The organism is Halomonas sp. RT37, from assembly GCF_040070525.1.
Taxonomy (GTDB): Bacteria; Pseudomonadota; Gammaproteobacteria; order Pseudomonadales; family Halomonadaceae; genus Halomonas; species Halomonas litopenaei.
Map to the genome: position 1 here is coordinate 4,266,285 of NZ_CP098827.1, position 25,611 is coordinate 4,291,895.

General features: G+C 62.8%; 23 protein-coding genes and 1 tRNA gene. 8 read left to right on the forward strand and 16 right to left on the reverse strand.

Features of this window, described 5'->3' with window-relative positions; genetic code table 11:
* Positions 1–163 precede the first annotated feature (163 nt).
* The 7 genes from murJ to rplU all read right to left on the reverse strand — a co-directional run bounded on the left by murJ (position 164) and on the right by rplU (position 6,769).
* Positions 164–1,687 (reverse strand): murein biosynthesis integral membrane protein MurJ, encoded by a 1,524-nt coding sequence (murJ, locus tag NFG58_RS18485; RefSeq protein ID WP_348828148.1) that lies wholly within the window; start codon positions 1,685–1,687, stop codon positions 164–166.
* 345 nt (positions 1,688–2,032) lie between these two features.
* Positions 2,033–2,299: a 30S ribosomal protein S20 gene (gene rpsT / locus NFG58_RS18490; protein ID WP_045994444.1), complete on the reverse strand. Its 267-nt coding sequence runs from the start codon at positions 2,297–2,299 to the stop codon at positions 2,033–2,035.
* Between the two features lie 344 nt (positions 2,300–2,643).
* Positions 2,644–3,417, reverse strand: a complete 774-nt coding sequence (locus NFG58_RS18495; RefSeq protein ID WP_108133522.1) for an SDR family NAD(P)-dependent oxidoreductase — start codon at positions 3,415–3,417, stop codon at positions 2,644–2,646.
* Positions 3,418–3,624: 207 nt separating this feature from the next.
* Entirely contained in the window at positions 3,625–4,767 is a 1,143-nt protein-coding gene (gene proB, locus NFG58_RS18500) for a glutamate 5-kinase (RefSeq protein ID WP_348827156.1), read from the reverse strand.
* Positions 4,768–4,826: 59 nt separating this feature from the next.
* Entirely contained in the window at positions 4,827–6,014 is a 1,188-nt protein-coding gene (gene cgtA / locus NFG58_RS18505) for an Obg family GTPase CgtA (protein WP_108133520.1), read from the reverse strand.
* Between the two features lie 123 nt (positions 6,015–6,137).
* Positions 6,138–6,395, reverse strand: coding sequence for a 50S ribosomal protein L27 (gene rpmA / locus NFG58_RS18510; protein WP_045994440.1), 258 nt, complete (start codon positions 6,393–6,395; stop codon positions 6,138–6,140).
* 62 nt (positions 6,396–6,457) lie between these two features.
* Positions 6,458–6,769: a 50S ribosomal protein L21 gene (gene rplU / locus NFG58_RS18515; protein WP_045994439.1), complete on the reverse strand. Its 312-nt coding sequence runs from the start codon at positions 6,767–6,769 to the stop codon at positions 6,458–6,460.
* Positions 6,770–7,056: 287 nt separating this feature from the next.
* Here rplU and ispB point away from each other — a divergent pair, with 287 nt between their 5' ends.
* The 3 genes from ispB (at position 7,057) to NFG58_RS18530 (ending at position 9,092) form a co-directional block, all read left to right on the forward strand.
* Positions 7,057–8,055, forward strand: coding sequence for an octaprenyl diphosphate synthase (ispB, locus tag NFG58_RS18520; protein WP_045994438.1), 999 nt, complete (start codon positions 7,057–7,059; stop codon positions 8,053–8,055).
* A 129-nt stretch (positions 8,056–8,184) separates the two neighbouring features.
* Positions 8,185–8,261 (forward strand) — tRNA-Pro (locus NFG58_RS18525).
* A gap of 204 nt (positions 8,262–8,465) precedes the next feature.
* Entirely contained in the window at positions 8,466–9,092 is a 627-nt protein-coding gene (locus NFG58_RS18530; RefSeq protein WP_213230446.1) for a hypothetical protein, read from the forward strand.
* 28 nt (positions 9,093–9,120) lie between these two features.
* Here the strand turns inward: NFG58_RS18530 and NFG58_RS18535 are convergent, their stop codons facing one another.
* From NFG58_RS18535 to NFG58_RS18575, 9 genes are all read right to left on the reverse strand, one after another.
* Complete coding sequence (locus NFG58_RS18535) at positions 9,121–10,290, reverse strand: alpha/beta fold hydrolase (RefSeq protein ID WP_348827157.1); 1,170 nt, start codon at positions 10,288–10,290, stop codon at positions 9,121–9,123.
* Positions 10,291–10,402: 112 nt separating this feature from the next.
* Positions 10,403–11,683, reverse strand: coding sequence for a TRAP transporter large permease (locus tag NFG58_RS18540; protein ID WP_348827158.1), 1,281 nt, complete (start codon positions 11,681–11,683; stop codon positions 10,403–10,405).
* Position 11,684: 1 nt separating this feature from the next.
* On the reverse strand, positions 11,685–12,179 hold the full coding sequence (locus tag NFG58_RS18545; RefSeq protein WP_045993609.1) for a TRAP transporter small permease: 495 nt from the start codon (positions 12,177–12,179) through the stop codon (positions 11,685–11,687).
* A gap of 92 nt (positions 12,180–12,271) precedes the next feature.
* Positions 12,272–13,255 carry a DctP family TRAP transporter solute-binding subunit gene (locus NFG58_RS18550; protein ID WP_071211131.1) on the reverse strand — a complete coding sequence of 328 codons (984 nt, stop codon included), beginning with the start codon at positions 13,253–13,255 and terminating at the stop codon, positions 12,272–12,274.
* A 95-nt stretch (positions 13,256–13,350) separates the two neighbouring features.
* Positions 13,351–14,310 (reverse strand): C-terminal binding protein, encoded by a 960-nt coding sequence (locus NFG58_RS18555; RefSeq protein WP_348827159.1) that lies wholly within the window; start codon positions 14,308–14,310, stop codon positions 13,351–13,353.
* Between the two features lie 228 nt (positions 14,311–14,538).
* Positions 14,539–15,324 carry an IclR family transcriptional regulator gene (locus tag NFG58_RS18560; protein WP_213230432.1) on the reverse strand — a complete coding sequence of 262 codons (786 nt, stop codon included), beginning with the start codon at positions 15,322–15,324 and terminating at the stop codon, positions 14,539–14,541.
* A gap of 552 nt (positions 15,325–15,876) precedes the next feature.
* Complete coding sequence (locus NFG58_RS18565; RefSeq protein WP_348827160.1) at positions 15,877–17,040, reverse strand: Fic family protein; 1,164 nt, start codon at positions 17,038–17,040, stop codon at positions 15,877–15,879.
* Positions 17,041–17,491: 451 nt separating this feature from the next.
* Complete coding sequence (katE, locus tag NFG58_RS18570) at positions 17,492–19,642, reverse strand: catalase HPII (RefSeq protein ID WP_213230428.1); 2,151 nt, start codon at positions 19,640–19,642, stop codon at positions 17,492–17,494.
* A 388-nt stretch (positions 19,643–20,030) separates the two neighbouring features.
* Positions 20,031–20,975: an Rpn family recombination-promoting nuclease/putative transposase gene (locus NFG58_RS18575; RefSeq protein ID WP_348827161.1), complete on the reverse strand. Its 945-nt coding sequence runs from the start codon at positions 20,973–20,975 to the stop codon at positions 20,031–20,033.
* 444 nt (positions 20,976–21,419) lie between these two features.
* On the opposite strand from NFG58_RS18575, the gene NFG58_RS18580 reads away from it, so the two are divergent.
* The 5 genes from NFG58_RS18580 (at position 21,420) to NFG58_RS18600 (ending at position 25,582) form a co-directional block, all read left to right on the forward strand.
* A complete protein-coding gene (locus tag NFG58_RS18580; RefSeq protein WP_348827162.1) occupies positions 21,420–21,791 on the forward strand; it encodes a hypothetical protein in 372 nt (123 codons plus the stop codon).
* Between the two features lie 3 nt (positions 21,792–21,794).
* Positions 21,795–22,154, forward strand: coding sequence for a hypothetical protein (locus NFG58_RS18585; protein ID WP_348827163.1), 360 nt, complete (start codon positions 21,795–21,797; stop codon positions 22,152–22,154).
* Positions 22,155–22,497: 343 nt separating this feature from the next.
* On the forward strand, positions 22,498–23,313 hold the full coding sequence (locus tag NFG58_RS18590; protein WP_348814917.1) for an FCD domain-containing protein: 816 nt from the start codon (positions 22,498–22,500) through the stop codon (positions 23,311–23,313).
* A gap of 69 nt (positions 23,314–23,382) precedes the next feature.
* Positions 23,383–24,531, forward strand: a complete 1,149-nt coding sequence (dgoD, locus tag NFG58_RS18595; protein ID WP_045993632.1) for a galactonate dehydratase — start codon at positions 23,383–23,385, stop codon at positions 24,529–24,531.
* 88 nt (positions 24,532–24,619) lie between these two features.
* On the forward strand, positions 24,620–25,582 hold the full coding sequence (locus tag NFG58_RS18600; protein WP_045993633.1) for an SMP-30/gluconolactonase/LRE family protein: 963 nt from the start codon (positions 24,620–24,622) through the stop codon (positions 25,580–25,582).
* Positions 25,583–25,611: the final 29 nt, after the last annotated feature.

Genomic DNA, 25,611 nt, shown 5'->3' on the forward strand with positions numbered 1-25,611 from the left:
TCACACCGAACCTAAAGGGAGTCGATTATAGCGAAGTGCGGGGCGCCGCGTCTTCCCACCGTCTGAAGGCGTCTGGGTGGGCAGGCACTTTTCCAACACGCCCACGCCATAGGCTTGTTCCGAAAAGTCGACGCGGGCAGGCAGCTTTCTAACACCCCCCGCCTTAGCCCTTGAGCCGGAACTGACGAACTCTCACACCAGTGATGCCCAGCCAGGCGAAGTACGCAAGCCCGCCGGCCGCCACCAGCGCCGCCATCCACAGCGCACGAGACATGAGCCCCCAGCCGAGCCACTGGTGCCACTCCGGCGCCAGCAACACAAGCACCAGGCCCATGGCCACACAGCCGCCTCCGAGCTGCACGGCAAAGCGCCCCCAGCCGGGCTGGAAGCGCAGCACGCCCTGCCTGCGCAGCAGCCAGGCCAGCATCCCGGCATTGAGGAAGGCCGACAGCGCGGTGGCCAGCGCCAGCCCGGCGTGGGCCAGTGGCCAGATCAGGATCAGGTTGAACACCATATTGGCGACCATCGCGATGATACCGACCTTGACCGGCGTCTTGGTGTCCTGGCGGGCAAAGAAACCGGGCGCCAGCACCTTGATCAGCATGAAGGCGACCAGGCCGAGGGCATAGGCACGCAGGCTCATCGCCGCCATCACGATATCGTTGTCGGTCATGGCGCCGTAGTGGAACAGCGTGATCAACAGCGGCTCGGCCAGCAGCGCCAGCGCCAGCGCCGCTGGCAGCCCCAGCAGCAGCACCGCTCGCAGCGCCCAGTCCAGCATCTGGCTGAAGTGCTCGGTGGACGCCTCGGCGTGGCGCCGCGACAGCGCCGGCAAGATCACCGTACCGATGGCCACGCCGAACACCCCCAGTGGCAGCTCCACCAGGCGGTCGGAATAGTAGAGCCAGGACACGCTGCCCGCCGCCAGCAGCGAGGCCAGGATGGTATCCAGCAGCAGATTGATCTGCGACACCGAGACTCCGAACAACGCCGGCGCCATCAGTCGAAGGATGCGCCGCACACCCTCGTGGGCGAAGTTGGGCCAGGGCCGGGGCATCAGCCCGAGCCTCACCAGAAAGGGCACCTGAAACAGCAGTTGCGCGGCACCGGCGATCAGCACGCCCCAGGCCAGCGCCATGGCCGGCTCGCTCATCATCGGCGTCAGCACCAGCGCCGCACCGATCAGCGACAGGTTCAGCAACACCGGGGTGAAGGCCGGTACCGCGAAGCGATTCCAGGTATTGAGCACGCTGCCGGCGAAGGCGGTCAGCGAGATCAACAGCAGATACGGGAACGTCAGCCGAAGCATGTCGGTGGTCAGCGCGAGCTTGTCGGGATCTCGCGCAAAGCCAGGAGCAAACACCCAGGTCAACCAGGGCGCGGCGACGATAGCCAGGGCGGTGATCAGCGCCAGCACCGCCGCCAGGCTACCGCACACCGCATTAAGCAGTTCGCGTATCTCTTCGCGGGTGCGGGTGGTCGAGTACTCCGACAGCACCGGCACGAAGGCCTGATTGAAGGCGCCCTCGGCGAACAGCCGACGCATGAAGTTGGGGATCTTGAAGGCCACGAAAAAGGCGTCGGCGCCCTGTCCTGCACCCAGCAAGGTGGCGATCACCACGTCGCGCACCAGCCCCAGCACCCGGGACAGCATGGTCATGCTGCTGACCACCAGCCCAGAGCGCATCAGGCCCCGACGCACGGGCGCCTTGGCGCCCCCCACCGAGGTGCCCGCTCCCTGCTCCAGGGCCTGATCAATGTCCTCATCCGAGGCCTGCTGTCGACGCTCGTCGGTCACGTCACTGATTCCTTGCTTGCGGGTTCCCTGCTCAATTCCCGGCTCGTTTGTCCGGCCCTCTTGTCCCACTGACATTCCCCGCCCTGTGGCTCGCCATCGCCCGGAGAAGGGCGACGAAGGGGCACCGGGGCGCCGCGGGTCATCAATTGGCAGGCACAAAAAAACCGGCCGTAGCCGGTTTTTCGCGTGCGCGACACGGACGCATCCGCGTCACGCCGAAAGCGCGGGACCGGCTTACGCAGCCAGCGCCTTGATGCGCTTGTTCAGACGGCTCTTGATGCGAGCGGCCTTCTTCTTGGACAGGGTGTCCTTGTCGGCGATGCGGTCGATGACCGGCTGCGCCGCCTTGAAGGCGTCCATTGCCTGAGCGTGGTCACCGCTGTTGATCGCCTTGATCACGCGCTTGACGTAAGTGCGGACCATGCTGCGCTGGCCTGCCTTCAGGACACGACGAGATTCTGCCTGACGGGCGCGCTTACGGGCTTGCTTGCTGTTAGCCACTGACTGTCTCCTTGGAGAAAGTTGTCGTCACCGTCGCACGATGACTTGATAACGTATTGATCCAACAGGGAAATAAAAAAATCCCCGTCGGCCTGGCCATCTGGCCGACCGCCATCGCAAGCACTGTCGCGAGGCAATCGTTACGGGCCGTGTCTGAGAGGATGGCGCATCCTATCATGTCAAGGTACTGCGCGCCAGCCTTTTAGGGCCTGGCGCGCCTGGCTCACTCCACCGACCCTGTGCCCGGCCAGCGGCGGCCACCGCAACGGTCATCGCGCCACTTGTCACGACGCCACGGGCGTCTCAGGTCACCGCAGACGTCGCCGCCGCCATCACCGCTCGAATCACTTCAGCTTCGACTGGATCATCTGCTTGACGAAGCGCTGACGCTCCTGCAGCCGCAGCCCCTGGATCGCCTCCGCCAGATCATGAGCCTCTTCGCCCACGTGCCAGTAGAGCTGACGGCGAGTGCTGATCGCCTGGTAGGCGGCCTCCGCCACTTCCTTCGGGCCCAGAGTAATCTCCTGCTCCGTGCACACCATGGAGTCAGGGTTGTTGGAGTTCATCGGTGTATTGATCAGACCGGGTTCGATGATCCCTACATAGATGCCATCGGACTCCAGCTCGATACTCAGCGACTCGCCCAGCGACGTCACGAAGGACTTGGTCGCACCGTACACGCTGAACATCGGCAGCCCGGTGATCGCCGACGCCGACGACGTCAGCAGGATGGCGCCTGCCTCGGACGCCATCACGTAAGGCAGCGCCTCCTTGATGATGTAGATCGTGCCCATGGCATTGATCAGGTTCATCATCTCGTACTTTTCGAGCTCGACGTCCTTGAACAGGCCACTCGCCTGAATCCCGGCATTGGAGTGGACGACATCGATTACTCCACCGCAGACGGTGGCGAACTGCTCGATGGCGTCGTGCACACCGGAACGACAGGAGACATCGCACTTGTAGGCAAACAGGTTCGCCTGCCCTTGCGCCTGCAGCTCGTTCAGCGCCTTGACGTTGATATCCAGGCCACCGACCTTGAAGCCCTTCTCCAAAAACAGCTTGACGACCTCAAAGCCGACGCCGGAACCGGCACCCGTTACCAGAATAGACTTCATCGACAACGCTCCCTCTTCTCCAAAGACCGCTGAGACCACGCACCGGGGCACGCTTCAGCTTCAAGGCTCACGCGACAGGACAGATGTCGCGCATGCGCCGCCGACAGCGGCTGCTGTCGGCGGCGCATAAGAGCACGGAGAAAAGACGGGAACCATATCCCTAAAGAGAGGCGCCGGGGGCAACAAGGCGCCTGATACCGACCTGGATCAAGCCAGCACCACAAGATTGTCGCGGTGAATCAGCTCCGGCGCTTCCATATAGCCGAGCAACTCACAGATGCGACCGCTGGGCTGGCCGAGAATCTTGCGCGCGTCCTCGGCGTTGTAGTTGACCAGCCCCTTGGCGATCCGCTCACCCTGCTCGTCGACGCACAGCACCATATCGCCGCGCGCAAAGTCACCCGAGGAGGCCTTGACCCCCACCGGCAACAGCGACGAGCCACTGCCGCGCAGCACCCGTACCGCGCCGGCGTCCAGGGTCAGGGTACCGCGCACCTGCAGCTGGCCGGCGAGCCAGCGCTTGCGCGCAGCGATGGGGGCCCGGTCCGGCGTCAACAGGGTGCCCAGCCGCTCGCCATCGGCCAGCCGCTCCAGTACCCGGGGCTGGCGACCGCTGGCGATCACCGTGACCGCCCCGCTGCGCGCGGCCAGGCGCGCCGCGCGCACCTTGGTGGTCATGCCACCACGGCCCAGGGCGCCGCCGCCGCCGGCCACCGCCGCCAGGCGCGCATCGTCGGCGCGCCCCTCCTCGATCAGCCGGGCGCTGGGGTCATGACGCGGGTCGGCGTCGAACAAGCCCTCCTGGTCGGTCAGGATGACCAGCGCATCGGCCTCGAGCAGGTTGGCCACCAGGGCGCCAAGGGTATCGTTGTCGCCAAAGCGGATCTCGTCGGTGACCACGGTGTCGTTTTCGTTGATCACCGGCACCACCTTGAGGTCCACCAGCGTGCTCAGCGCCGAGCGCGCGTTGAGGTAACGCTTGCGATTGGACAGATCGTCGTGGGTCAGCAGAATCTGCGCGGTCACCAGACCGTGACGACCGAAGTGACTCTCGTAGGTTTCGGTCAGCACGTTCTGCCCCACCGCCGCAGCGGCCTGGAGCTCTCGCACCGATGACGGGCGAGCCCGCCAGCCGAGACGCACCATGCCTGCCGCCACGGCCCCGGAAGACACCAGCACCACCTCGATGCCGCGACTCGCCAGGGCGGCGATCTGATCCACCCAGCCACCGATGGCGGGGTCATCGAGGCCACGCCCGTCGTTGGTCAACAGGGCGCTGCCAATCTTCACCACCACCCGTCGCGCGCTGGACAGGGCGTCACGCCCCGGGACCCGCTCTCCGCTGTGCATCCTTTTCTCGCCCCGCTGCTCTGGCCGAACGGGGAGGCTGTCGACTCCCCTGACGACCGCTATTGAACGTATTCGACCTCGACGTCGTAGTCGTCGTCATCGAGATCGTCATCGTCGTCTTCGTCACGCTTGCGACGACGACCCAGGCGCGCCTCTGTCCTGGCCACCGCCTCATCTTCCATGCGCCGGCGCATCTCCTGCTCGCGCTCCATGGCCTCTTCATCCTCGTTCTCGAGGGTGCGCTGCTCGGTCAGCCAGCGATGGGCCGCCTGCACCAGTGCCTCGGTGCCGACGTTGGAGATCGCCGAGATACGAAAGACCGGGCCTTCCCAGCCGAGTCGACGCACGATCTCGTCGGCGGCAGCCTCACGCTCGTCCTCGGGCAGCAGGTCGAGCTTGTTGAGCACCAGCCAGCGCGGGCGCTCGGCCAGGGTCGGCGAGAACTCGCCCAACTCATGGATGATCGCCTCGGCGGCTTCCACCGGATCGGACTCATCGAACGGCGCCACATCCACTACGTGGAACAGCAGGCGGGTGCGCGTCAGGTGCTTGAGAAAGCGCAGTCCCAGGCCGGCACCGTCGGAGGCACCCTCGATCAGCCCCGGCACGTCGGCCATGACGAAGTGCTCGTGCATGCCGAGCTTCACCACTCCCAGGTTCGGCACCAGGGTGGTGAAGGGGTAGTTGGCCACCTTGGGCTTGGCCGCCGACACCGAGCGGATCAGCGTCGACTTGCCGGCGTTGGGCAGGCCCAGCAGACCGACATCGGCCATCACCTTCATCTCCAGGCGCAGGTTACGCCGCTCACCCTCGGTGCCCGGCGTGGTACGCCGTGGTGCCCGATTGGTGGAGGACTTGAAGTGAATGTTGCCGAGCCCACGGCGGCCGCCCTGGGCCACCTGCACCACCTGGCCGATCTCGGTCACGTCGGCGATCACCTCGAGGGTATCCTCGTCGATCACCGTGGTACCCACGGGCACCTTGACGTGGAGATCCTCGCCGGCGCGGCCGCTCATCTGGCGACCCTGGCCGGGCTGGCCGTTCTGCGCCTTGTAGAAGCGCTGATACTTGAAATCGATCAGCGTATTGAGGGCATCGTCACCAATCAGGTAGACGCTGCCACCATGGCCGCCATCGCCGCCATCCGGGCCGCCCTTGGGCACGTACTTCTCGCGCCGGAAGCTCAGGCAACCGTTACCTCCGTTGCCTGCCTCCACGATGATCGAGGCTTCGTCGACGAACTGCATCTATCACTCTCCTGGCGGATGCTTTCCACCATGATACAAGAAGGCCCCGCGCTTGGCGGGGCCTTCCGGGACCTGTCGGCAAGCGAGTCACGCTCGCCGGCGGCCCATGGCGTTCGGGCGGTCTCAGGCAGAGACGACGCTGACGAACTTACGGTTCTTCGGACCCTTGGTCTCGAACTTGACCACGCCTTCGTCCAGAGCGAACAGGGTGTGGTCCTTGCCGATGCCAACACCGGTGCCGGCGTGGAAACGGGTGCCACGCTGACGCACGATGATGTTACCCGGGGTCACGGCCTGACCGCCGAACAGCTTGACGCCAAGGCGTTTGCTTTCACTGTCGCGACCGTTACGTGTGGAGCCGGCTGCCTTCTTATGAGCCATTGCAAAGTCCTCGCTCGTTGAGGGAATAGTCCGCTACGCATTCGCCCGAGGGCGAGGCGTATTTAGGCAGAAATTCCGGTGATTTTAACTTCGGTGAACCACTGACGGTGGCCCTGACGCTTCATGCTGTGCTTGCGGCGACGGAACTTGATGATAGTCACCTTCTCGCCACGGCCGTGGGCGACGATTTCGGCGCTGACCTTGGCACCCTCGACCAGCGGGGCACCAACGGTGACGTCGTCATCGTTGCCGACCAGCAGAACCTCGTCGAACTCGACGGTATCGCCGGTGGGGATTTCCAGTTTCTCGAGCTTGAGAGTCTGGCCTTCCTGAACGCGGTACTGCTTGCCACCGCTTTTGATCACTGCGTACATGCTGTTTCTCCAGAAACTCATCGGGGTTGGCTCTTGATCGACCTGCTTCGAGTGGCGCCCCTTTTGGCAGCCATCTGACAGGGAGCATGGATGAGTGGGCCGCGTATTATAGCGACACCCTCGCGTGGGCACAACCCGACAACCAGCGTCAAGTGGCGAGACCGGAAAAAACCCCGCGCGAGGCCGCCGCCGGGCGCTAATCGTCTTGACGCCCCCATGGGCGGCCCATAGCATGACCGGCAACCCAAGGCCCACGGCCTCCCTCACCTCCAGTCGAAGCCGCCTTCATGTCAGTCAACGCCACCCCGTCACCATCAGCAGCTCCTTCGCCGATTCACGCGGTGGTCGCCGACGACTTCGCCGCCGTCAACCAGACCATCCTCGACCAGCTCGCCTCGCGCATCCCGCTGGTGGAGACCATCGGCCAGTACATCATCGAAAGCGGCGGCAAGCGTCTGCGCCCCCTGCTGGTGCTGCTGGCGGCACGCGCGCTGGAGTATCAGGGCGATCGTCACATCACCCTGGCGACGCTGATCGAGTTCATGCACACCTCGACGCTGTTGCATGACGACGTGGTCGACGAGTCGCACATGCGTCGCGGCAAGGCCACCGCCAATGACGCCTGGGGCAACGCGCCCTCGGTGCTGGTCGGCGACTTTCTGTATTCGCGCTCGTTTCAGATGATGGTCGAGGTCGGCTCCATGCGCATCATGGAGGTGCTGTCCGCCGCCACCTGCACCATCGCCGAGGGCGAGGTTCAGCAGCTGACCAATGTGGGCAATCCCGACACCGACGAGGCCGCCTACTTCGACACCATCCTCGGCAAGACCGCGATGCTGTTCGAGGCCGCCTCCCACAGCGGCGCCATCCTGGCCGGCGCCGACGAGCGCCAGGAACAGGCGCTGGCGCTGTACGGACGCTACCTGGGTCTGGCGTTCCAGCTGGTCGACGACCTGCTCGACTACGAGGGCGACGCCAAGGCCATGGGCAAGAACGTCGGCGACGACCTCGCCGAAGGCAAGCCCACCCTGCCGCTGATCCAGGCCATGGCCGCCGGCACCCCCGACCAGACCCGCCTGGTGCGTCGCGCCATCCGCAAGGGCGGACTCGACCACCTCGACGAGGTGCTGGCCATCGTCAAGTCCACCGGCGCACTGGACTACACCCGCCAGAAGGCCGAAGAGATGGCCGCCAAGGCCCTGGCCGAACTCGACCATCTGCCGCCCTCGCCCTACCGCGACAGCATGGCCGAGCTGGCCCGCCTGGCGGTGGAACGCAAGACCTGAAAATCACCGGGCAAGTGCCCTCAAGTGACGGGGAAGCTGGAAAAAAGTGGCTGACTCGGGCTCGCGAGGGTTGCATCATCCACAAGGATCCGTATACTACGCATCCGTTGAGGGACACACCTCAAACATCGGAGTATAGCTCAGCTTGGTAGAGCGCTGCCTTCGGGAGGCAGAGGTCGTAGGTTCGAATCCTGCTACTCCGACCAAGAATTTAGTAAAGACGGCCACTTAGCTCATCAGAGCGGTGGCCGTTTTTCGTTGGACGCCCCCCTTCACCTCCCCACGTCTTGCAAGTCCGTCACCGCTGACCCACTCTTTCTAGATGCTCGACGCTGCACAATAAAGGCAGCGTCATACGTGGAGATCATGGATTCGATCTCGCCCTCCCCTAACCGACAAGGACCTCTCCCATGGAATGGATCTCCAGCCACGGTACCTTTCTGCAATTCATGACCAGCCTCGGCACTTTGGCGGTCTGGATCTTCTACGCCCAGTTGCTCTACGCCGGCTTCCGTCGCCAGCGGCGCCCCAAGGTGGTCATCAATCAGGTGATGGGCTTGTCCACCCAGGGCCGCTGCCTGATCAGCAACATGAGCGCCGAGGGCATCCATATCGAGACCGTCCAAGTATGGCTGCACGAGAAGTGCGGAATACGCCGCTGCACCGTGTCGGAGGTGGATACCGACGAAAACGGCGACACCCCCACCTCCATCTCCAGGGGGACGCTGCAGGGTCCACTGCCATCCAACGCCCACCTGGATGCCGGCGAAATCGATAGTCTGGTGCGCCGGGCACGCGCCGCCGACATCGAGGACGAAGACAACACCCTGTGTGAGGGTGAAGACAGCGACTACGTGCTCGAGTTGCTGGTGCTGTACATCTACAGCTCCGCCCCCGGCATCATGGGGGCCAGCCGCTCCTTTGTGTTCGACGACAACGGACAGGCGCGTCCCCACCACCTGGAAACGCAACAACTCAGGGGCTACCGCGACCGCAAGCGCATGGCGCGTATCTATCGCAACTATCTGGACCGCTAACCCGTCGTCCGTCCAGGCCACGCCGTCGTCAAGGCTGCCCTTCGCCACCGCCGAGAAACAGTAATGTCTCGGCAAATAGCTGAGGGGCATGCTTTTCCAGATTAAGAAAGTGCGATCCCTCTCCAATCACCACATAGCGCTTTTCCTCAGCTGCCAGCTCTGCGAAAAGCCCTCTGGCATCAGCGTCGGTCGCCGTAGGGTCGTCATCGCCGCGAATAACCAGCGTCGGTACGCTGATGCGCGAAGCCTCATAGATCGGTCGCGCATTGAAGATCTCCCACAGATCAACCAGAACGCCGTTAGGCGCCTTGACGACGTCGGAATCCTCGGCGGGCTCCATAGCCAACATCTCGTCAAACCAGCTGTCGAAAACCGCCCGATCACGCCACTGTTCAAGTGCCTCGGGCGGTATCTGGTTGGCCCAACGCTGGTCTGCCTGCTCTCGATTCACTGTCCGGTAGGCGCCCACGTCGGCCAACTTGCCAGGATCATTCGCATCGGCCAGGCTGCTGGTCCAGTTCTGGTTACGATGGCTATAGACCGGCGCGAACAGCACCAGGCGATCCACCTTTTCATCGTTACGCGCCGTGTACATGCCACTGGTGACGGTACCCCAGGACCAGCCCACCAGATTGACCCTGTCGACTCCAGTGCGCTCGCGAATGAAATCGATGACACCCTCCATATCGTCGATGACCGTCTCTGCCCGCGCGAAAGGTGCGTTGTCTTCAGAGGGCTGCGCCATCACCTCCGGCCGAGTCGAATTGCCATACCCCCGCTGATCAAGGTAGTAGGTGGCAAAGCCTGCCTCCGCGGTGTGATCCATCCAGCTCTTGCCGTCTGCCAGGTCGGTGTCGAAGGAAATGCCGGGATAGGTGGCACCGTGAACAAACAGCACCGCCTCGGACATGTCGGCGGGCGACACTCCATCAGGCAGACGCTCCCTGACATAAAGCTCGATGGCATCGTCCACAGAGCTCTTGATGCGGTGCTCCTGCATGACGGTTTGAGCCAGAAGCGACATCGGGGCAAGCATAGTGGCGAACGTAGTGAAAACGAGGGCGGTTCTGCACGAGGCGAGCATGAGCATCTCCTTGTCATTGGCGGTCACTGAACCGACAGGAGAAGCATAGACGGCGAACTCAGCGGCAACCGCTAGACCTTGGGCAAGGGCCGGAGCGCCCGATATGCCAGCCATCCGCAGCCCCTTGGCATGCGCATCGCCCCTGTCTCCCGAGGCCTGGCCGGCAGCGGAAGACGGGGGCGATAAAGGCGTTGATGGACAGCGTGTGCGACTTACGATGCCACGCTCAATTGAACACCGACAGCAATACCAGCGACAGCTGCGGTACGTAGGCGATCACCAGCAAGGTCAGGATCATCACGATCACGAAGGGCACGATGCCCTTGATCACGGTGCCAAGCGAGGCATTGCCGATGCGCGAGGCCACGAACAGATTGATCCCCAGCGGTGGCGTGATGAAGCCGATGGCCAGGCTGACCACCATGACGATGCCGAAGTGCACTGGATCGATACCCATGGAGGTCGCCACCGGATAGAGAATCGGTGACAGCACCAGAATCGCCGGTGTGGTATCCATGACGCAGCCCACCAGCAGCAGCATTACCAGGATGACCAGCAGCAACACCGCAGGGCTCGACGAGAACTGCAGCATGAAGTCGGCGATCGCCACCGGGATCTGCTCGATGGTCAGGATGCGGGCGAAGGTCGAGGCGCAGCCCAGGATCACCATCACCGTGCCGGTGGTGGCGCAGGACCCAGCGATGGTCTTGAAGATATCCCGGGGCGACAGCTCGCGATGGATGAACACCCCACAGACAAAGGCGTACACCGCCGCCACTGCCGCCGCCTCGGTGGGAGTGAAGATGCCCGCATAGATACCCCCCAGGATAATCACTGGATTGAGCAGCGCCCACTTGGCCTCCCACACCAGGCACAGGGTCTTGCGCCCATCGAAGGGGGCATCATCGCCCTTCCAGCCCATCTTGCGGGAATAGAAGTAGGCGTAGGCGATCAGCACCAGACCAATCAACAGTCCCGGCAGGACACCGCCGAGGAACATGTTGGAGATCGAGGTGCCGGTGGAGACCCCGTAGAGCACCATCGGGATCGAAGGCGGAATGATCACGCCGATACTGCCGGCCGCCGCCACCAGCGCCAGCACGAAGGACTTCGAGTAGCCGGCCTCGAGCATGGTCGGCACCACCATGGACCCCACCGCTGCAACCGTGGCCGGGCCCGAGCCCGATACCGCGGCAAAGAACATGCACACCACCACGGTGACGATGGCAAGCCCCCCGGTGAAGCGACCAAAGAAGGCCGAGGCCACCCCGAGAATCCGCCGCGACACGCCGCCGGCCCCCATCAGGTCGCCGGCCAGAATAAATAGCGGTATGGCCATGATCGGAAAGCTATCGGTGGCCGATACCAGGGTCTGGGCCACATAGAGCTCGGACAGGGTGCCGAAGGACAGGATGGTCACCACACAGGACAGACCGATGGCGATGCCCACAGGGACGTTCAGGATCAACAATACCACCAGGCTCAAGAACAATACCGTCGCGGTCATCTCACACCTCCTTGTCGTGTACGGCGTCGGGATGCGCAAGCCGCCAGCGAATGCTCTGCACCTGGCGCAGGGTGGTCAGCGCAAAGCCGACGAAAGGCGCCGCGTAGACCACCCACATGGGAACACCGATGGCCGGGGAGGCCTGGCCGAGCATCAGCTGGCGCTCTATGACCGCCCAGCTGGTCCAGACCACATAAAGCGCGAAGGCCAGAAACAGCAGGTCCCCCAGGATGACCACCCAGTGACGCGCCGAGCGTGGGAACAGCTTGAGCGCCGCGTCGATCTTGATATGCCGCATTTCCCGGGCGCCGTAGCTGATCCCAAGATAAATCAACCAGATAAAGAAGTAGCGCGCGAGCTCCTCGGACCAGGACAGCGACGCGCCCATGATGTATCGCATGAACACCTGCACCGCGAGCAATAGCGTCATCGCGGACATCAGCGCCACGCAGATCGAGATCTCCGCGTACTCATCGAGCCATCTCACAAGTTTCATCCGCTCTCTCCCTGGCAGCGGGGTGATGACAGAAGTCGGCAAGGCTACAGCGAAGCGCCCGCGTGCAGCGGGCGCCTTCTGGCCTCATCGGGTCATGGCTTCAACAGCTCGTCGAGGTACTCGGGATGCTCCATCTTCGATTTGACCAGCGAATAGATGTCGGCCTCGACGGCGGCATCACGCCACAGCTCCTTCTGCTCCGGGGTAATCTCGGTCACCGTCACCCCCTGATCGGCAAACTTGTCGAGGATCTCGCCTTCCAGCTGCTGGGAGCGCTCGCGCTGGTACGTCGTCATCTCATCGATGGTGGCGTCGAGTGCCTCACGCAGGGAGTCGTCGAGGGCGTTGTACCTGTCGAGGTTCATGAACACCAGGTAGGGCGTATAGACGTGCTGGGTCAGCGACACATGGTCCTGCACTTCCTGGAAGCGATTGCCGTCGATGATGCCCAACGGGTTTTCCTGGGCGTCCACGGTCCCCTGCTGCAGCGCGGTAAACAGCTCGGTGAAGGCCATCGGTGTCGGATTCGCACCGTAGGCGCGCCAGGCCGCCAGATGGACCTCATTCTCCATGGTCCGCACCTTCATGCCGTCCAGATCAGCCGGCTCGGCCACCACCTTGCCGCTATCGGTGAAGTTGCGAAAACCGTTCTCCCAGAACGCCAGCCCCTTGAGGCCCTTGCTTTCCAGCGACTCGAGGAGCTTGTCGCCGACCTCGCCGTCCAGGGCGCTGTAGGTGGCCTCCGTCGACAGGAACAGGAAGGGAGCATCGAACACGTACAGGTCCGCAAACAGCGTGGCCATCGGACTGGTCGAGGAGATACCGATGTCGATATCACCGAAGATGGTGCTTTCCACCACCACCCTGTCATCGCCTAGCTGGTTATCCGGGAACAGCGTGATCTCGAGCTCGCCGTCGGTCCGCTCTTCGACCAGGCGCTTGAACTCGACACTGGCGTCCTTGGCCGAGGTCGAGGTCACGCTGGACATGCGCAGCGTTTCGGCCTGAGACAGCGCCGGGGTCATCGCCAGTGCCGCGGCGATCAGGGACAGCTTCATTCTGGAGAGTCTTGGCATGAGGTCTTCCTTTTTTGGCGTTGTTGGCATTGAAGAGCACGGGCACCAAGGCGCCCGTCGTCACAGCGATCCTGCATCCGCTTCTCGAGGGTTCGTCACGCGAGCCGATTGACGGCCCAGTACACCGCCTCCCCTCTGGCAAAACGCACCGCCTCCTCGGCCACCTTGCGCTTGAGCTCGGCAGCCGCGTCCTCGGAATACCAGGCCATGTGCGGTGTGATCAGACAGCTTGGCTGGGCCCACAACGGGCTCTCGGGTTCCAGCGGCTCCCGTTCGGTGGTGTCGAGTCCTGCCCCGGCAACGTGACCGGAGGCGAGCGCCTCGGCCAGTGCCACCTCGTCGATGATCCCGCCCCGTGAGGTGTTGACCAGAAAGACCCCGGGCTTCATCGCGGCCAGTGCCCCTGCGTCGATCAGGTGACGGGTGTCCTCCGTCAGCGGGCAGAACACCGCCACCACATCGGCCCGGCCGTAGAGCGAATCGAGTTCGACGGCTTCGATATAGTCGGTGCCATCCTCGGCACTGGGGCGGTAGAAGGCGTCGTAGCCGATGACGCGGAAACCGAGGGCGTCGACTTTCCGAGCGTACAGTCGACCGATCCGCCCCAGGCCGATCAGACCCACCGTCTGAGTCGACTGCCGCCGCAATGGAATGGCCTCGACGTAGTCCCAGCGACCCTGGTGACAGGCAAGGTTCATCGGCACCAGCTTGCGCGTGAGCGCCAGCGTCAGCGCCAGGGCATGGTCGGAGACCTCGTTCATGCCGTAGTCGGGTACGTTGCATACCTGCACCCCGGCGGCGGTGGCCGCCTCGAGGTCCACGTTATTGACGCCGACACCGTAGCGCACGATCAGCTTGAGTCGTGGCAGTGCCTCGAGCACCCGACGGGTGAAGGGGGCGTACTGGTTGAGCGCGATGTCCACGTCAGTAAGCTGATCGACCAGATCCTGCTCGCTGCGACAGGCCAGCATCGGTGCGTCGAATCCGGCGGAAGCCAGGATGTCCTGCTCGACGTCATGGTCGGCGTGATCCAGATCGGAGAAGACAATGTTCATGGCAGGTGTCCTTTTCAAGATCCCAGACAACCACTGTCCACAGGCGGAACGGCCTCTCTGACATCGTCAGAGACAGCTGATGCCAGCATCATCAGTGGTCCTTTCATGTCATCCCCGGCGCTGCAGGGGCCGGTATCGACCAATACGTCCATCTCACGCTCCGGTGTGGGTGGTGGCTGCCAAGTACAGAGCGCCACGCGCGACCGCGCCTGGACGCGATGCTGCTTGCTAACTTTCACCACGAAGGGCCCGCGAGATGGTGTCGGCGGTGCGTTTGACCTGGGGGCCCAGGGCTGCCATGCGGTCTCTCGGCATAAAGCTGATGACACTGGTGACACTGACGGCGGCCACGGCGTCATCGACATGATTCTTGACCGGTGCCGAGACACAGCGGATGCCGTACTCGTTTTCTTCCCAGTCGAAGCTCCAGCCGCGCACGTCGGCTTCCTTCAGGTCGCGACGGACCTCCGCGAATGATTTGAGTGCAGGAGCATCCTCGCGTGGCCTGGCTACCCGCTGCACGGCGGCATAGTAGGCGGGCCAGCTGGAGGGATCCTTCGATGCCAGCATTGCCTTGCCCAGGGCAGTGGCCAGCGCCGGCATGCGCCCTCCGGTGCGCGAGCGCATCTCAAGAGTCCGCTTGCCCGGCAACTTGCACAGGTAGAGCACATCACCACCGTCGAGCACCCCGAAGTGCACGGTATCCCGCGTCTGTTCGGCCAGCGCCTCCAGGTACGGCCTGGCAATATCGACCAAGGGCTGCTGCTCTGCCGCCCGTTCGCCCAGCTCGATCAACTTCGCCCCGAGGTAGTAGCCCTTGTAGGGCACCTTGTGCAGGTAGCCGTCTCTGACCAGGCAGGACAGGGAGCGGGCCACCGTACTGCGGGGGAGCTGCATCGCCTGGGACAGCGCCTTGATCGTGGAAATACCACGCCCGACGCACTGCAGCACTTCGAGCCCTCGACTCAGGGTCTGGGTGCCGGAGCGGTCTTTTGGGGGAATCAGTTCATCCATGGCGCCTCCTTGATTCATCCCATTCAAGGCAAGGCCCCATACACGGTCAAATAGTCAACCAATCCACCACATAGTGGGTCACTTGAATAAGTAACTTACGGAAACAGCAACAAAAAACCGCCAACTTCGTGAAAGTGGCGGTGGCAGAAAAAACAACGTCTCACCGATCAGTACGAAATCGCCGACATCTCTTGCAAGACATCTCCTGATGACTCAACCAAGGTCGATATCAGCTCGGGCAATGATGCGCACTTCAGGCAATTTATTTAGCTTGAGGGAACCGTCTTTACTCCTGCACCTTTCATCCAGGTGACGCTTACACCGGCTGATGCTTGCACTCAGGGTCACCAGTGGTCCACTTGAGCGGAGTCGAAGAAAAAAAGTGGCGATCTCAACGAGTTACTATTGCTATTGGGGAAAGACCAAGCCAGCTGGCGACAACGTGCCTTACCGAGGTCGAGAGGGCGGCACCCCGTCCTACCGTTCCCCGCAACCGCGGGGCTCAGCAGTATGGCTCGGCGCTCCTTCTCCTCGTGTCATTACGGCGGACACCTATTCCCCGCTGTCCTGATGAAACCGTTCCGGTACCTGATAGCGCGTGCTGCGGCCACCTCCTGGAAGCTTCACCAAGCACCCCTTCTCGACCAGCCCTGCGAGATGACGGGTGGCAGTTGCCTTACTGACCTTGGCGACTTTCTGGTACTGCGACGCACTGATGCCGTGTTCGAAGCCTCTCTCACCGCCATCCAGCAGGCGGTTCAACACCTTCACCTGCTCAGGCAACAGGCCGGCCGCCCTGAAGTGCTGCCAGAATCGGGCCTTGGCCAACGTCCGATCGACCTTCCCCAGGACATCCAACAAGGTGGCATCCAGGGTCTCCAGGAACCAGACAAGCCAGGCCGTCAGGTCAAGCGTGCCACACTGGTTCGCTTCCAGGCGCCGATAATAGTCAGCGCGGCGCTCCAGGATGGCAGCCGACATGGCATACAGGCGGATACTCTGCTGATCCGCCTGCGCCAAGGCGCGATCGGCGATGGCCCGGGCAATCCGACCATTGCCGTCTTCAAATGGATGCAGTGTCACAAACCAGAAATGTGCCAGGCCCGCTCGAACCAGGGGATCCAGTTCGGGGTCATGATGGCTGGACGCGAACCAAGTGAGGAACTGATCAACCTCATGTTCCAACCCCTCACGCGGCGGCGCTTCGAAATGCACCTTGGGTCGATCGAGGCGGCCCGAGACCACCTGCATGGGCTCCACTCCGCGCCACTGCCCGGGCCTTAGCGTCGTAAGCCCTGCGTCAGCATCAGGGAACAACCACCGATGCCACTGAAACAGCCTGGTGGTGTCCAGCGGCGTGTCAGGCTTGAAGGTGGCATCCAGCATCAACTCTGCCAGGCCTTCAGCACGTGGTGAGGTAGCCCCCTCCGGCTCCTCCACACCAAGGCGTCGGGCCAAGGAAGAGCGAACTGACGCTACGTTCAGACGCTCTCCCTCGATGGCCGAAGAGGTAACGATGCTCAGCAGTAGCGTATCCAGGGCGGCTCTTGCCTCAGCGTCCTGGTCATCCGCGGATGTCAGAGCCCACGAGCGTCCCAGCAAGATGCCGAGATCCCTCCAGCATGCCTGGACCCGCGGCTGAATCTCGGTCGCGTGCCAGGTGAAGTTCGGCCAGTCAGGATGCTGCCAGATCCATGTCGAGGCGTGATCGGTCATGCCAGGCCTCCAAGAAGGCGGAGGAGCCGAATGACAACGATATTCGACTCGCATTGTGAGCCGAATAATGATTGGTTTCGGCTCAGCTGGCAAGTCTGGGAGTCATAAGGCCTCGGCGACCATGAGGACAGGTTTCAGATCAGGCCACCCAATCCAAAGGTGGTCAAAGGTGGCCCTCATGGCGGCCCGGGGAGCGATGCCCCGCTGCATGAGGCGGCGTGCCGTCCACGAATACAGGGCATGGGTAAGACCGGCCAATAGCCCCAACAGCAAGCCGTGGATCAGGTCCGATCGGCGGATGGCCTATGGATAACGCGACACGGCGTACTTCTTCCTGAAGATCCGCGCCGCATTTCCCGGCAAAATGCGATGAACCCAAAAAAAGCCCCCGAGTCTCCTCGGGGGCTGCTGTGCTGACCGCCTGTTCAAAGGGGTCTGCCATCGCCGGACCTCAGGCCGGCATGTCGTTGGCCTTGGCGTCGCGCGACCAGACCCGGTGGCCACGAATCGCCTCCTGGAAATCGGCGTAGAGATCGTCCACGGTCTGCGCCGAGAACACGCCGTCTTCCGGCACCTCGATGCCAGCCGCCTGCAGCACATTGGCACCGTCGCCGAGTGCAGCGATCGGCTTGAGGTGCTTGTAGGCCTCCTGCACGTAGTAAAGCCCCAGGCCGGAACCCGCCAGCGCCTTGACACTGTCATCGCCAGGGGCCACCGCCACGGCGTCCAGAGTCACCGACGGCAGTCCGTTGAGCATGGCATCCGGGGTCAGGGTGCCGCCTTGAACGGTCGCCACGGGCGCCATCGACGGCGCGATGATGAGCCCCTGGGCCCCCTCGGCTTCCAGGCGCTTCTGCAGCGCTTCCACCTGGTCACCGTCGACCCCGTCGGCGGCCAGGATCGCCACCTTGCGATAGCGAATATCCGGCTGACCGCGATGCATCAAGCTAAGCGCCGAGGAGGCGTCCAGCGACGTGGTGCCCAACTCTTCCGAGGGTGCCGGCGGATGCTCCGGCGGCTTGACACCATGCACCTCGCCCACCCGTCGCGCGAGCTCCATGTCGATATTGGGCAGGATCTCCTTGATCACCCGCTCACGGATCCACGGACGCTCGACCTTGGACAACTCGAAGGCGTAAGCGGCGATGATGTGCTCTTTCTCGACGTCACTCTGGCTATGCCAGAACAACCTGGCCTGGGAGTAGTGGTCGCCGAAAGACTCGCTGCGCGCCCTGACCTTGTGGGCATCGATGCGCTCCTGATAGCTCTCGAAACCGCCGTTTTCTTCCGCCGGCGGGGTCTCCCGGGGCCAGCCATCCTCGATCGAGTTGGGTTCGTAGGAAACCTGGCCCTTGTTGATGGTCTGACGGTGCGGAGCGTCGCGCTGGTGATTGTGGAACGGGCACACCGGCTGGTTGATCGGGATCTCATGGAAGTTCGGGCCACCCAGGCGCAGCATCTGGGTATCCAGATAAGAGAACAGGCGCCCCTGAAGCAGCGGATCGTTGCTGAAGTCGATGCCGGGCACTACATTGCCGGGGTTGAAGGCGACCTGCTCGGTCTCGGCAAAGTAGTTGTCCGGGTTGCGATCCAGCACCATTTTGCCGATGGGAGTCACCGGCACCTGCTCCTCGGGAATCAGCTTGGTCGGATCGAGGATATCGAAGTCGAAGGCATGCTCGTCTTCTTCCTCGACCACCTGAATGCCGAGCTCCCACTCCAGGGCATCGCCATTCTCGATGTCTCCCCACATCTCGCGGCGGTTGAAGTCCGGATCACGACCCCACAGCTTCTGGGCCTCGTCCCAGATCAGCGAGTGGGTGCCCGCCAGCGGCTTCCAGTGGAACTTGACGAAGCGGGCCTTGCCTTGTCGATCGATCAGCCGGAAGGTGTGGACGCCGAAGCCTTCCATATAGCGGTAGTGCCGCGGGAAGGCCCGGTCGGACATGGTCCACAGCACCATATGGGCGCTCTCGGGCATCAGCGAGACGAAGTCCCAGAAGGTGTCGTGGGCCGACTGTCCCTGGGGAATCTCGTTGTGGGGCTCGGGCTTCACCGCGTGCACGAAGTCGGGAAACTTCATCGCGTCCTGAATGAAGAACACCGGCATGTTGTTGCCCACCAGGTCCCAGTTACCCTCATCGGTGTAGAACTTGGTGGCAAAGCCGCGCACGTCGCGCACGGTATCATTGGAGCCGCGGCCGCCCTGCACGGTGGAAAAGCGCACGAATACCGGCGTCTTCTTGCCGGTATCCTGAAACAGTCCCGCCTTTGAGTACCTTGCCGCCGCCTCATAGGGCTGAAAGTAGCCGTGGGCCGCCGCACCGCGGGCATGGACGATACGCTCGGGAATGCGCTCGTGATCGAAGTGATTCATCTTCTCGCGGAAGATGAAGTCTTCCATCAGCGTCGGGCCGCGCTCGCCGGCCTTCAGCGAATTGTGGTTGTCCGCGATCCGGGTGCCCTGGTTGGTACGCAGGTCATGCCCGGTCGCATCACTGCGGTAGGTCTCGAGATTGTCGGACTTGCTGTTGGCGTCGGTACGACGCTCAGTGTCATGAGCCTCGTCTCGATTCGGTTGGGTGTACGGATTCTTCGCCATGACAAACACTCCGTTGTTTGCTCGGGAAATGAGCCTTCCACGCCACCAGGCGTGGGCCGTCATCGGTCCGGTCGGCGCCAACTACCAGTCACACCGCCAAACAAGCCATTCCCTTATAGGCAAGAGATCTACAACTCTCAAACCTCCATCGAAGCACCCTCTTATGCAAAGAAACGAAACACCTCTTCTATATCAGTAAGTTAAACCTTATACATAGAGTTAACAAAAGTTAGACTCTTACATACGCACACCTGCATTACATTGCCTTACGTGATGCGCAACCCTAAATCGAGAAGGCGTCTCGCGCTCGGCCGCACCGCCACCCGGGCCATCGAGCGATGCGGCAGCTTGGCACACACATCCATCTTGCGAGTCGGGCCGACTCAGCTCACTCCTTTCTTCTCAACTCCGCCACCTGCTCAAGCTCGAGTCCGCAGATCTCTGCGATTTCGCGGTCATCCATGGCGGTGCGTGCAATCAGGTTACGCGCGGCTTCCAGACGCCCTTCCTCGCGCCCTTCCTCGCGCCCTTCCTCGAGTCCCTTCTGCTTCCACTGTTCGGGCCATCGTTTGGCACGTTCCGACAGCATGGTGTGTACCTCCTCAAGGTCATTGAGCGCCTGCCACTGCTCGTGGTCGCCCTTCCCGCCCGGCACCCAATTGGGCAGCAGGACGCGCTTGATCCATGTCGCGAAGTGGCGCCGCAGCCGAGCCTGCCCGGGTGATTTCAACCACTCCACCAACTGGCCGATGGTGTCGATCACGTCCTGTTGGCTGTGGTGATACTCCAGCCGAAAGATGGCGGCAACCATGTTGCGGGTGTCCGTGGGCCAGCGCTCGTCGGCGACGATTGCACCTTCATCCAGCAGCAGATAGGACTGCGAGGGTTGGTAGCGAGCCAGCTCCGTCGCTGCGGGATGAACCAGTTCGGACAGTTCCTGCGCTGCGCTCCAGCGCCTTTCTCCATTGTAGAGGACGATAGGCAGTACCGGCGGCAAGCTGCGCTCGCTGGCCAACTTTCTCTGCTTCACCAGGTCCTGATACAGCAGCCCCACGTAGGTCATGATGCGCAGCGCCATGAAGGGATCGACGCTGCTCTGAAACTCGATCAGCAGATAAAGGTACAGCCAATCATCACCAGAATGCACCCGCCAGATCACGTCACCTTCGCGGTCGCGAAGATCATCCGTCACGAAACCGCCGCTGACCTTCTCCAGGCTGTCCAGGTCCAGCCGCTCGACCCACTCCCCTTCGACGAACCCCGTCAAGAGGTCACGTATCACCTTGGGCTCACTGAACAGCAGCTTGTAGCTCTGATCGTGTCTATCACGCATGGCAGGCTGGTCCATTTATACATCCTGAACCAGACAATGACGTGGGCCCCTCGAGAGCTCCAGCGCACGAGAAGATCTCGGCAAAGACCAGCCAAAAAAGTGATACGTACGGAGCAATCTAAGTGGAGTTGTCAAAATACATGCTGAAAGGAAACGGCTTTAAGGCTCCTTTCCCTGGCATTTCAGAAAGTCTTGTGGCAAATGGCGTTAACACCCTTCAGGCATCGGTCACCCCATCTAACGATCCTCGTCAAACTCAGGTCAAATCGCTCAACGCAGGGATATCGTTCTGGATAGACTACAACCAAAGGCACTCCCTCTCTGAATGCCACCAGGGTATCGATACACCATTTCCTGCCGGCACCGCGCCCGCGTATCCGCGTAGAAATCCTGGCAGTCATGGTCCAGCCAACATTTAATGAGAAGAAAAGGGACTACAAGACCATGGATACACCACTGGAAAGGGCTAAACGCACACTTCGACTTGCCTTTATCGAACACAAGGTACAAGGGGGCCTCGCCGGCAGGGACCGGTCGATCAACTATTTCCTGGATGTCATGGGGGATGTGCTCACGCCCTGGGCCATCGATAACCTGCCCCCTCGTATACTGAGTGACCTGTTCATCAACCTGCTTCAAAGCTACCAAGCAGGTCTGCCGAGAAAGGACATGGGGCAGGCTCTGCTCGAGGATATGACCCCGACGGGAGTAGCCTTCACGCTCTACCATGACCAAGGCTCCAGGTACCCTTACAACGAGCCTGAGCCGCTCGAGGGTGAGGCAACGGATAAAGTCGTTTCACTATTCTCGAGGTGACATATGCAGGAGATGGTTGAGCAGATCCACAGCTACATGTGGTCGTTCTGTCAGAAGGCTCGGATCGATGTTGACCCTGTCATGCTCAAGCGGAGCATCGGTCAGCAAGTGTCTGGCGCCCTGCTTGTCGTCTCGCCGGAAGCCCTCAAGCGCATCGGCCATACTCGCCTGGCCGTCATGATCGATGTGGCCAACCGCCACGACCTCTCCCTGGCTGAACTGTTGAACGAGGCACTGGTGGCTGGTGCTGACGATGCTGCATCCGTTTGCCGATCACTTCAACCCAGGAAGGAGCACATTCAGAAAATCAAAGCGCGCTCGAGGCTGACACTCGTCAGGCCCACAGGACCTCCTCTCGCCTAGGCAACAACCGCCAGACGATGCTCCCCACCATTGCATCGACGAGGAAGCCGACCTGGCGGGCACTGACTGGCCCGATGTTTCTCAGCTTCAATCCATTCTCCAGCACTTTTGTCACACCACGTCGCCCACCAGATCTACTGCAGAACTTCGCCCAAGACGACGGCGATGTTGCATGGCTCGACATGTTCACGAATCAGCGAGCTACGACGCCAACGAGCGCGAGACGGGACGCTGCACCTCGTTATCGCTCCTTCCACCAAGGTCTACCCCATTCGAGGCATTCCTGCCTTGCCTTAAATGTCAGACATTAACTATAGTAACGTCGAACATTATGGAGGCCTGGATGGACGCTCTCGCTTCACTCCCGAGGCCCGCCGAGGGTCGCGGTGCCGCGGCGCTGGCCGAGGTACTGGCACGGGCGATTCTGTCGGGACACTGGCAGCCGGGGGATCTGTTTCCTCGGGAGCTGGACCTGTGCCAGCACTTCGAGGCCAGCCGCAATCGGGTGCGTAACGCCCTGGGCGAACTCAGCGCGGCGGGGCTGATCGAGCGCACCGCAGGTCGCGGCACCGTGGTGCGCGATATCGTCGACTGGCATCTGCTGGATCCGCAGATGAGCGGCTGGATGGCCAGCCTGGACGCGCCCCACCCGCAACTGGTCGAGGCGGTGTTTGCCTTTCGCCTGGCAGCGGAACCCTATATCGGCGAGCTGGCGGCGCTTAACGCCTCCGGCGAAGACCTGGCACGCATCGAACGCGCCTTTGAAGGCATGCGGGAGACCGCCGATGCGCCCTCGCAACGACTGGCCCACGCCGAGCACGATGTGGCCTTTCACGACGCCATCTATCGCGCCAGCCACAACCTGGTCTGGCGCCAGATGGGGCTGCTGTTGAGGCCCTCCATCGTGGCCCTGATCCAGCGCTCGCAGCGCCATGCCGGGAGTTCCTCTGACGACCACACGGACGACGCAGCAGGCGGCCATGCGCGTGGACTCAGCGACAGCCTGGAGCGCCACCGCCAGCTACTCGAGGCGATTCGCCTGAGGCAGCCAGAGCAGGCCCGCCACGCCACCGAACTGCTGCTCGAGCGCACCGCACGTGACCTGGACAAGACGCTCCCGGCCAGTGGCATCACGACACCGGCGTCGCGACACCTTTAAGCCCGTCCGCTCGCTTCACCCAACCCCATCGACATCGGGCCAAGCAGGCCCCCACAAGAGGCATCGACCATGAAGATCACCCGACTCAAGACCTGGCAGGTTCCGCCGCGCTGGTGCTTTCTGAAGATCGAGACCGACGAGGGCGTCTACGGCTGGGGCGAGCCGGTCATCGAGGGCCGGGCCGCCACCGTGGAAGCCGCAGTGCACGAGCTGTCGGACTACCTAATCGGCCAGGATCCGCGCAATATCGAGCACCTGTGGAACGTCATGTACCGGGCCGGCTTCTATCGCGGCGGCCCGATTCTGATGTCCGCCATCGCCGGCATCGACCAGGCGCTGTGGGATCTCAAGGGCCGCGAACTCGGCGTGCCGGTGCATCAACTGCTGGGCGGCAAGGTGCGTGATCGCATGCGTATGTACGCCTGGACCGGCGGCGATCGTCCCGCCGACGTGGGTGCCGGCGCCAAGGCACTGACCGATCAGGGATTTACCGCCTTCAAGATGAACGGCACGCCGGAGATGCAGATCGTCGACAGCCATCGCAAGATCGACGAGGCGGTGGCCCGCGTCGCCGAGGCTCGCGACGCCGTCGGCCCCGATGTGGGCATCGCGGTGGACTTCCACGGCCGTGTCCATCGGCCCATGGCCAAGACGCTGATGCGCGAGCTCGAGCCCTATCACCTGATGTTCATCGAGGAGCCGGTGGCACCCGAGCACCTGCCGGTGCTCAAGACCATCGCCCAGGATCTGGCCACCCCGATCGCCACCGGCGAACGCCTGCACACCCGTTTCGCCTTCCGTGACCTGCTCGCCGACAACATGGTCGATATCGTCCAGCCGGACCTGTCTCACTGCGGCGGCATCAGTGAAGGCTTGAAGATCGCCACCCTGGCCTCGGCCTACGACGTGGCCCTGGCGCCCCACTGCCCGCTGGGCCCGCTGACCCTGGCGGCGTCGCTGCAGCTGGATGCGGTATGTCACAATGCCTTTATCCAGGAACAGAGCATGGGCATCCACTACAACAAGGACAACGACGTGCTCGACTATCTGGTCGACAAGAACGCGCTGGCGATCGAGGACGGCTTCTGTGCCATTCCCGAGGGGCCCGGCCTCGGCGTCGAGATCAACGAGGCGTTCGTCGAGGAACGCGCCAAGGTCGGACACCGCTGGCGCAATCCGGTATGGCAACACGATGACGGCTCCGTCGCCGAGTGGTGAGCGACGGCTGATCGCGTTGCCGAACAATGACAACAGTCCTGGTGGATGCGCGCTCCAAGGTGCCATCCGCCAAGTTCGAGGAGACGTCATGTCCCGTTCCGCATCCCCCTGCCTTGGCGAGGCTCGCGCCATCGTCGAGGCACCCTGCGAACTCGGCGAGGGCCCCAGCTGGGACGCCCGGCGTGGCGAGTTTCGCTGGCTCGATATCCTCGGGCGCCGCTTCCATCGCTACCGCCTCGAAGACGGCGATCATCGGTCCCAGGCGCTGGACGAGCTGGTGTCCTTCGCCGCCCCCTTGACCAGCGGTGATGATCTGCTGGTCACCGAACACGGCCTCAAGGAACGCGACCACGCCCACGGCGGCGTGTCACCCTGGCGCGAGGTCGAGGCTGCCAACCCGGTGACGCGCAGCAACGATGCGCGCATCGATCGCCACGGCGGGCTGTGGTTCTCGACCATGGGCAAGGCCGCCGAAGCCGCAGCCGGCAGCCTCTATCGCCTGTACCGCGGCGAGATCTTCTGCCTGAAGCAAGACATCACCATCCCCAATGCCCTGTGCTTTTCACCGGATGGTCGCCTTGGCTACTTCACCGACACCGCCACCGGGGTGGTCATGCGCTGGGCGCTCGACGCCGAGGGCTTCCCGTTGCGCCAGGATGGCGGCGCCTTCCTTCAGGACGGGGTGGCGGCAAGGCCCGAACAATTGGCCGAGCCCGAACCCTGGGCGGACTTCAACGACGACCCGGGAAACCCGGACGGCGCAGTGATCGATGCCGATGGCTACATGTGGCTGGCGCTATGGGGGTCAGGGCGGGTTGCCCGGCTGACGCCGGATGGCGAGGAGGTCGGTCATGTCAGGGTCAACGCCGACCAGCCCTCCTGCCCGGCCTTCGGCGGGCGTGAGCTGACCACCCTGCTGATCACCACCGCCACCGAAGGACAGCGAGAACACAAGGAAGGCCGCCAGGACGGCGCTACCTTCCTGTTCGACCTGAGCGAAGCGCTTCCCGGCGTACGTGGGCTCGATGATCCACCGATCGCACTGCGCTGAATCGCTGCTCACATGCCGCCGCTTTCGGC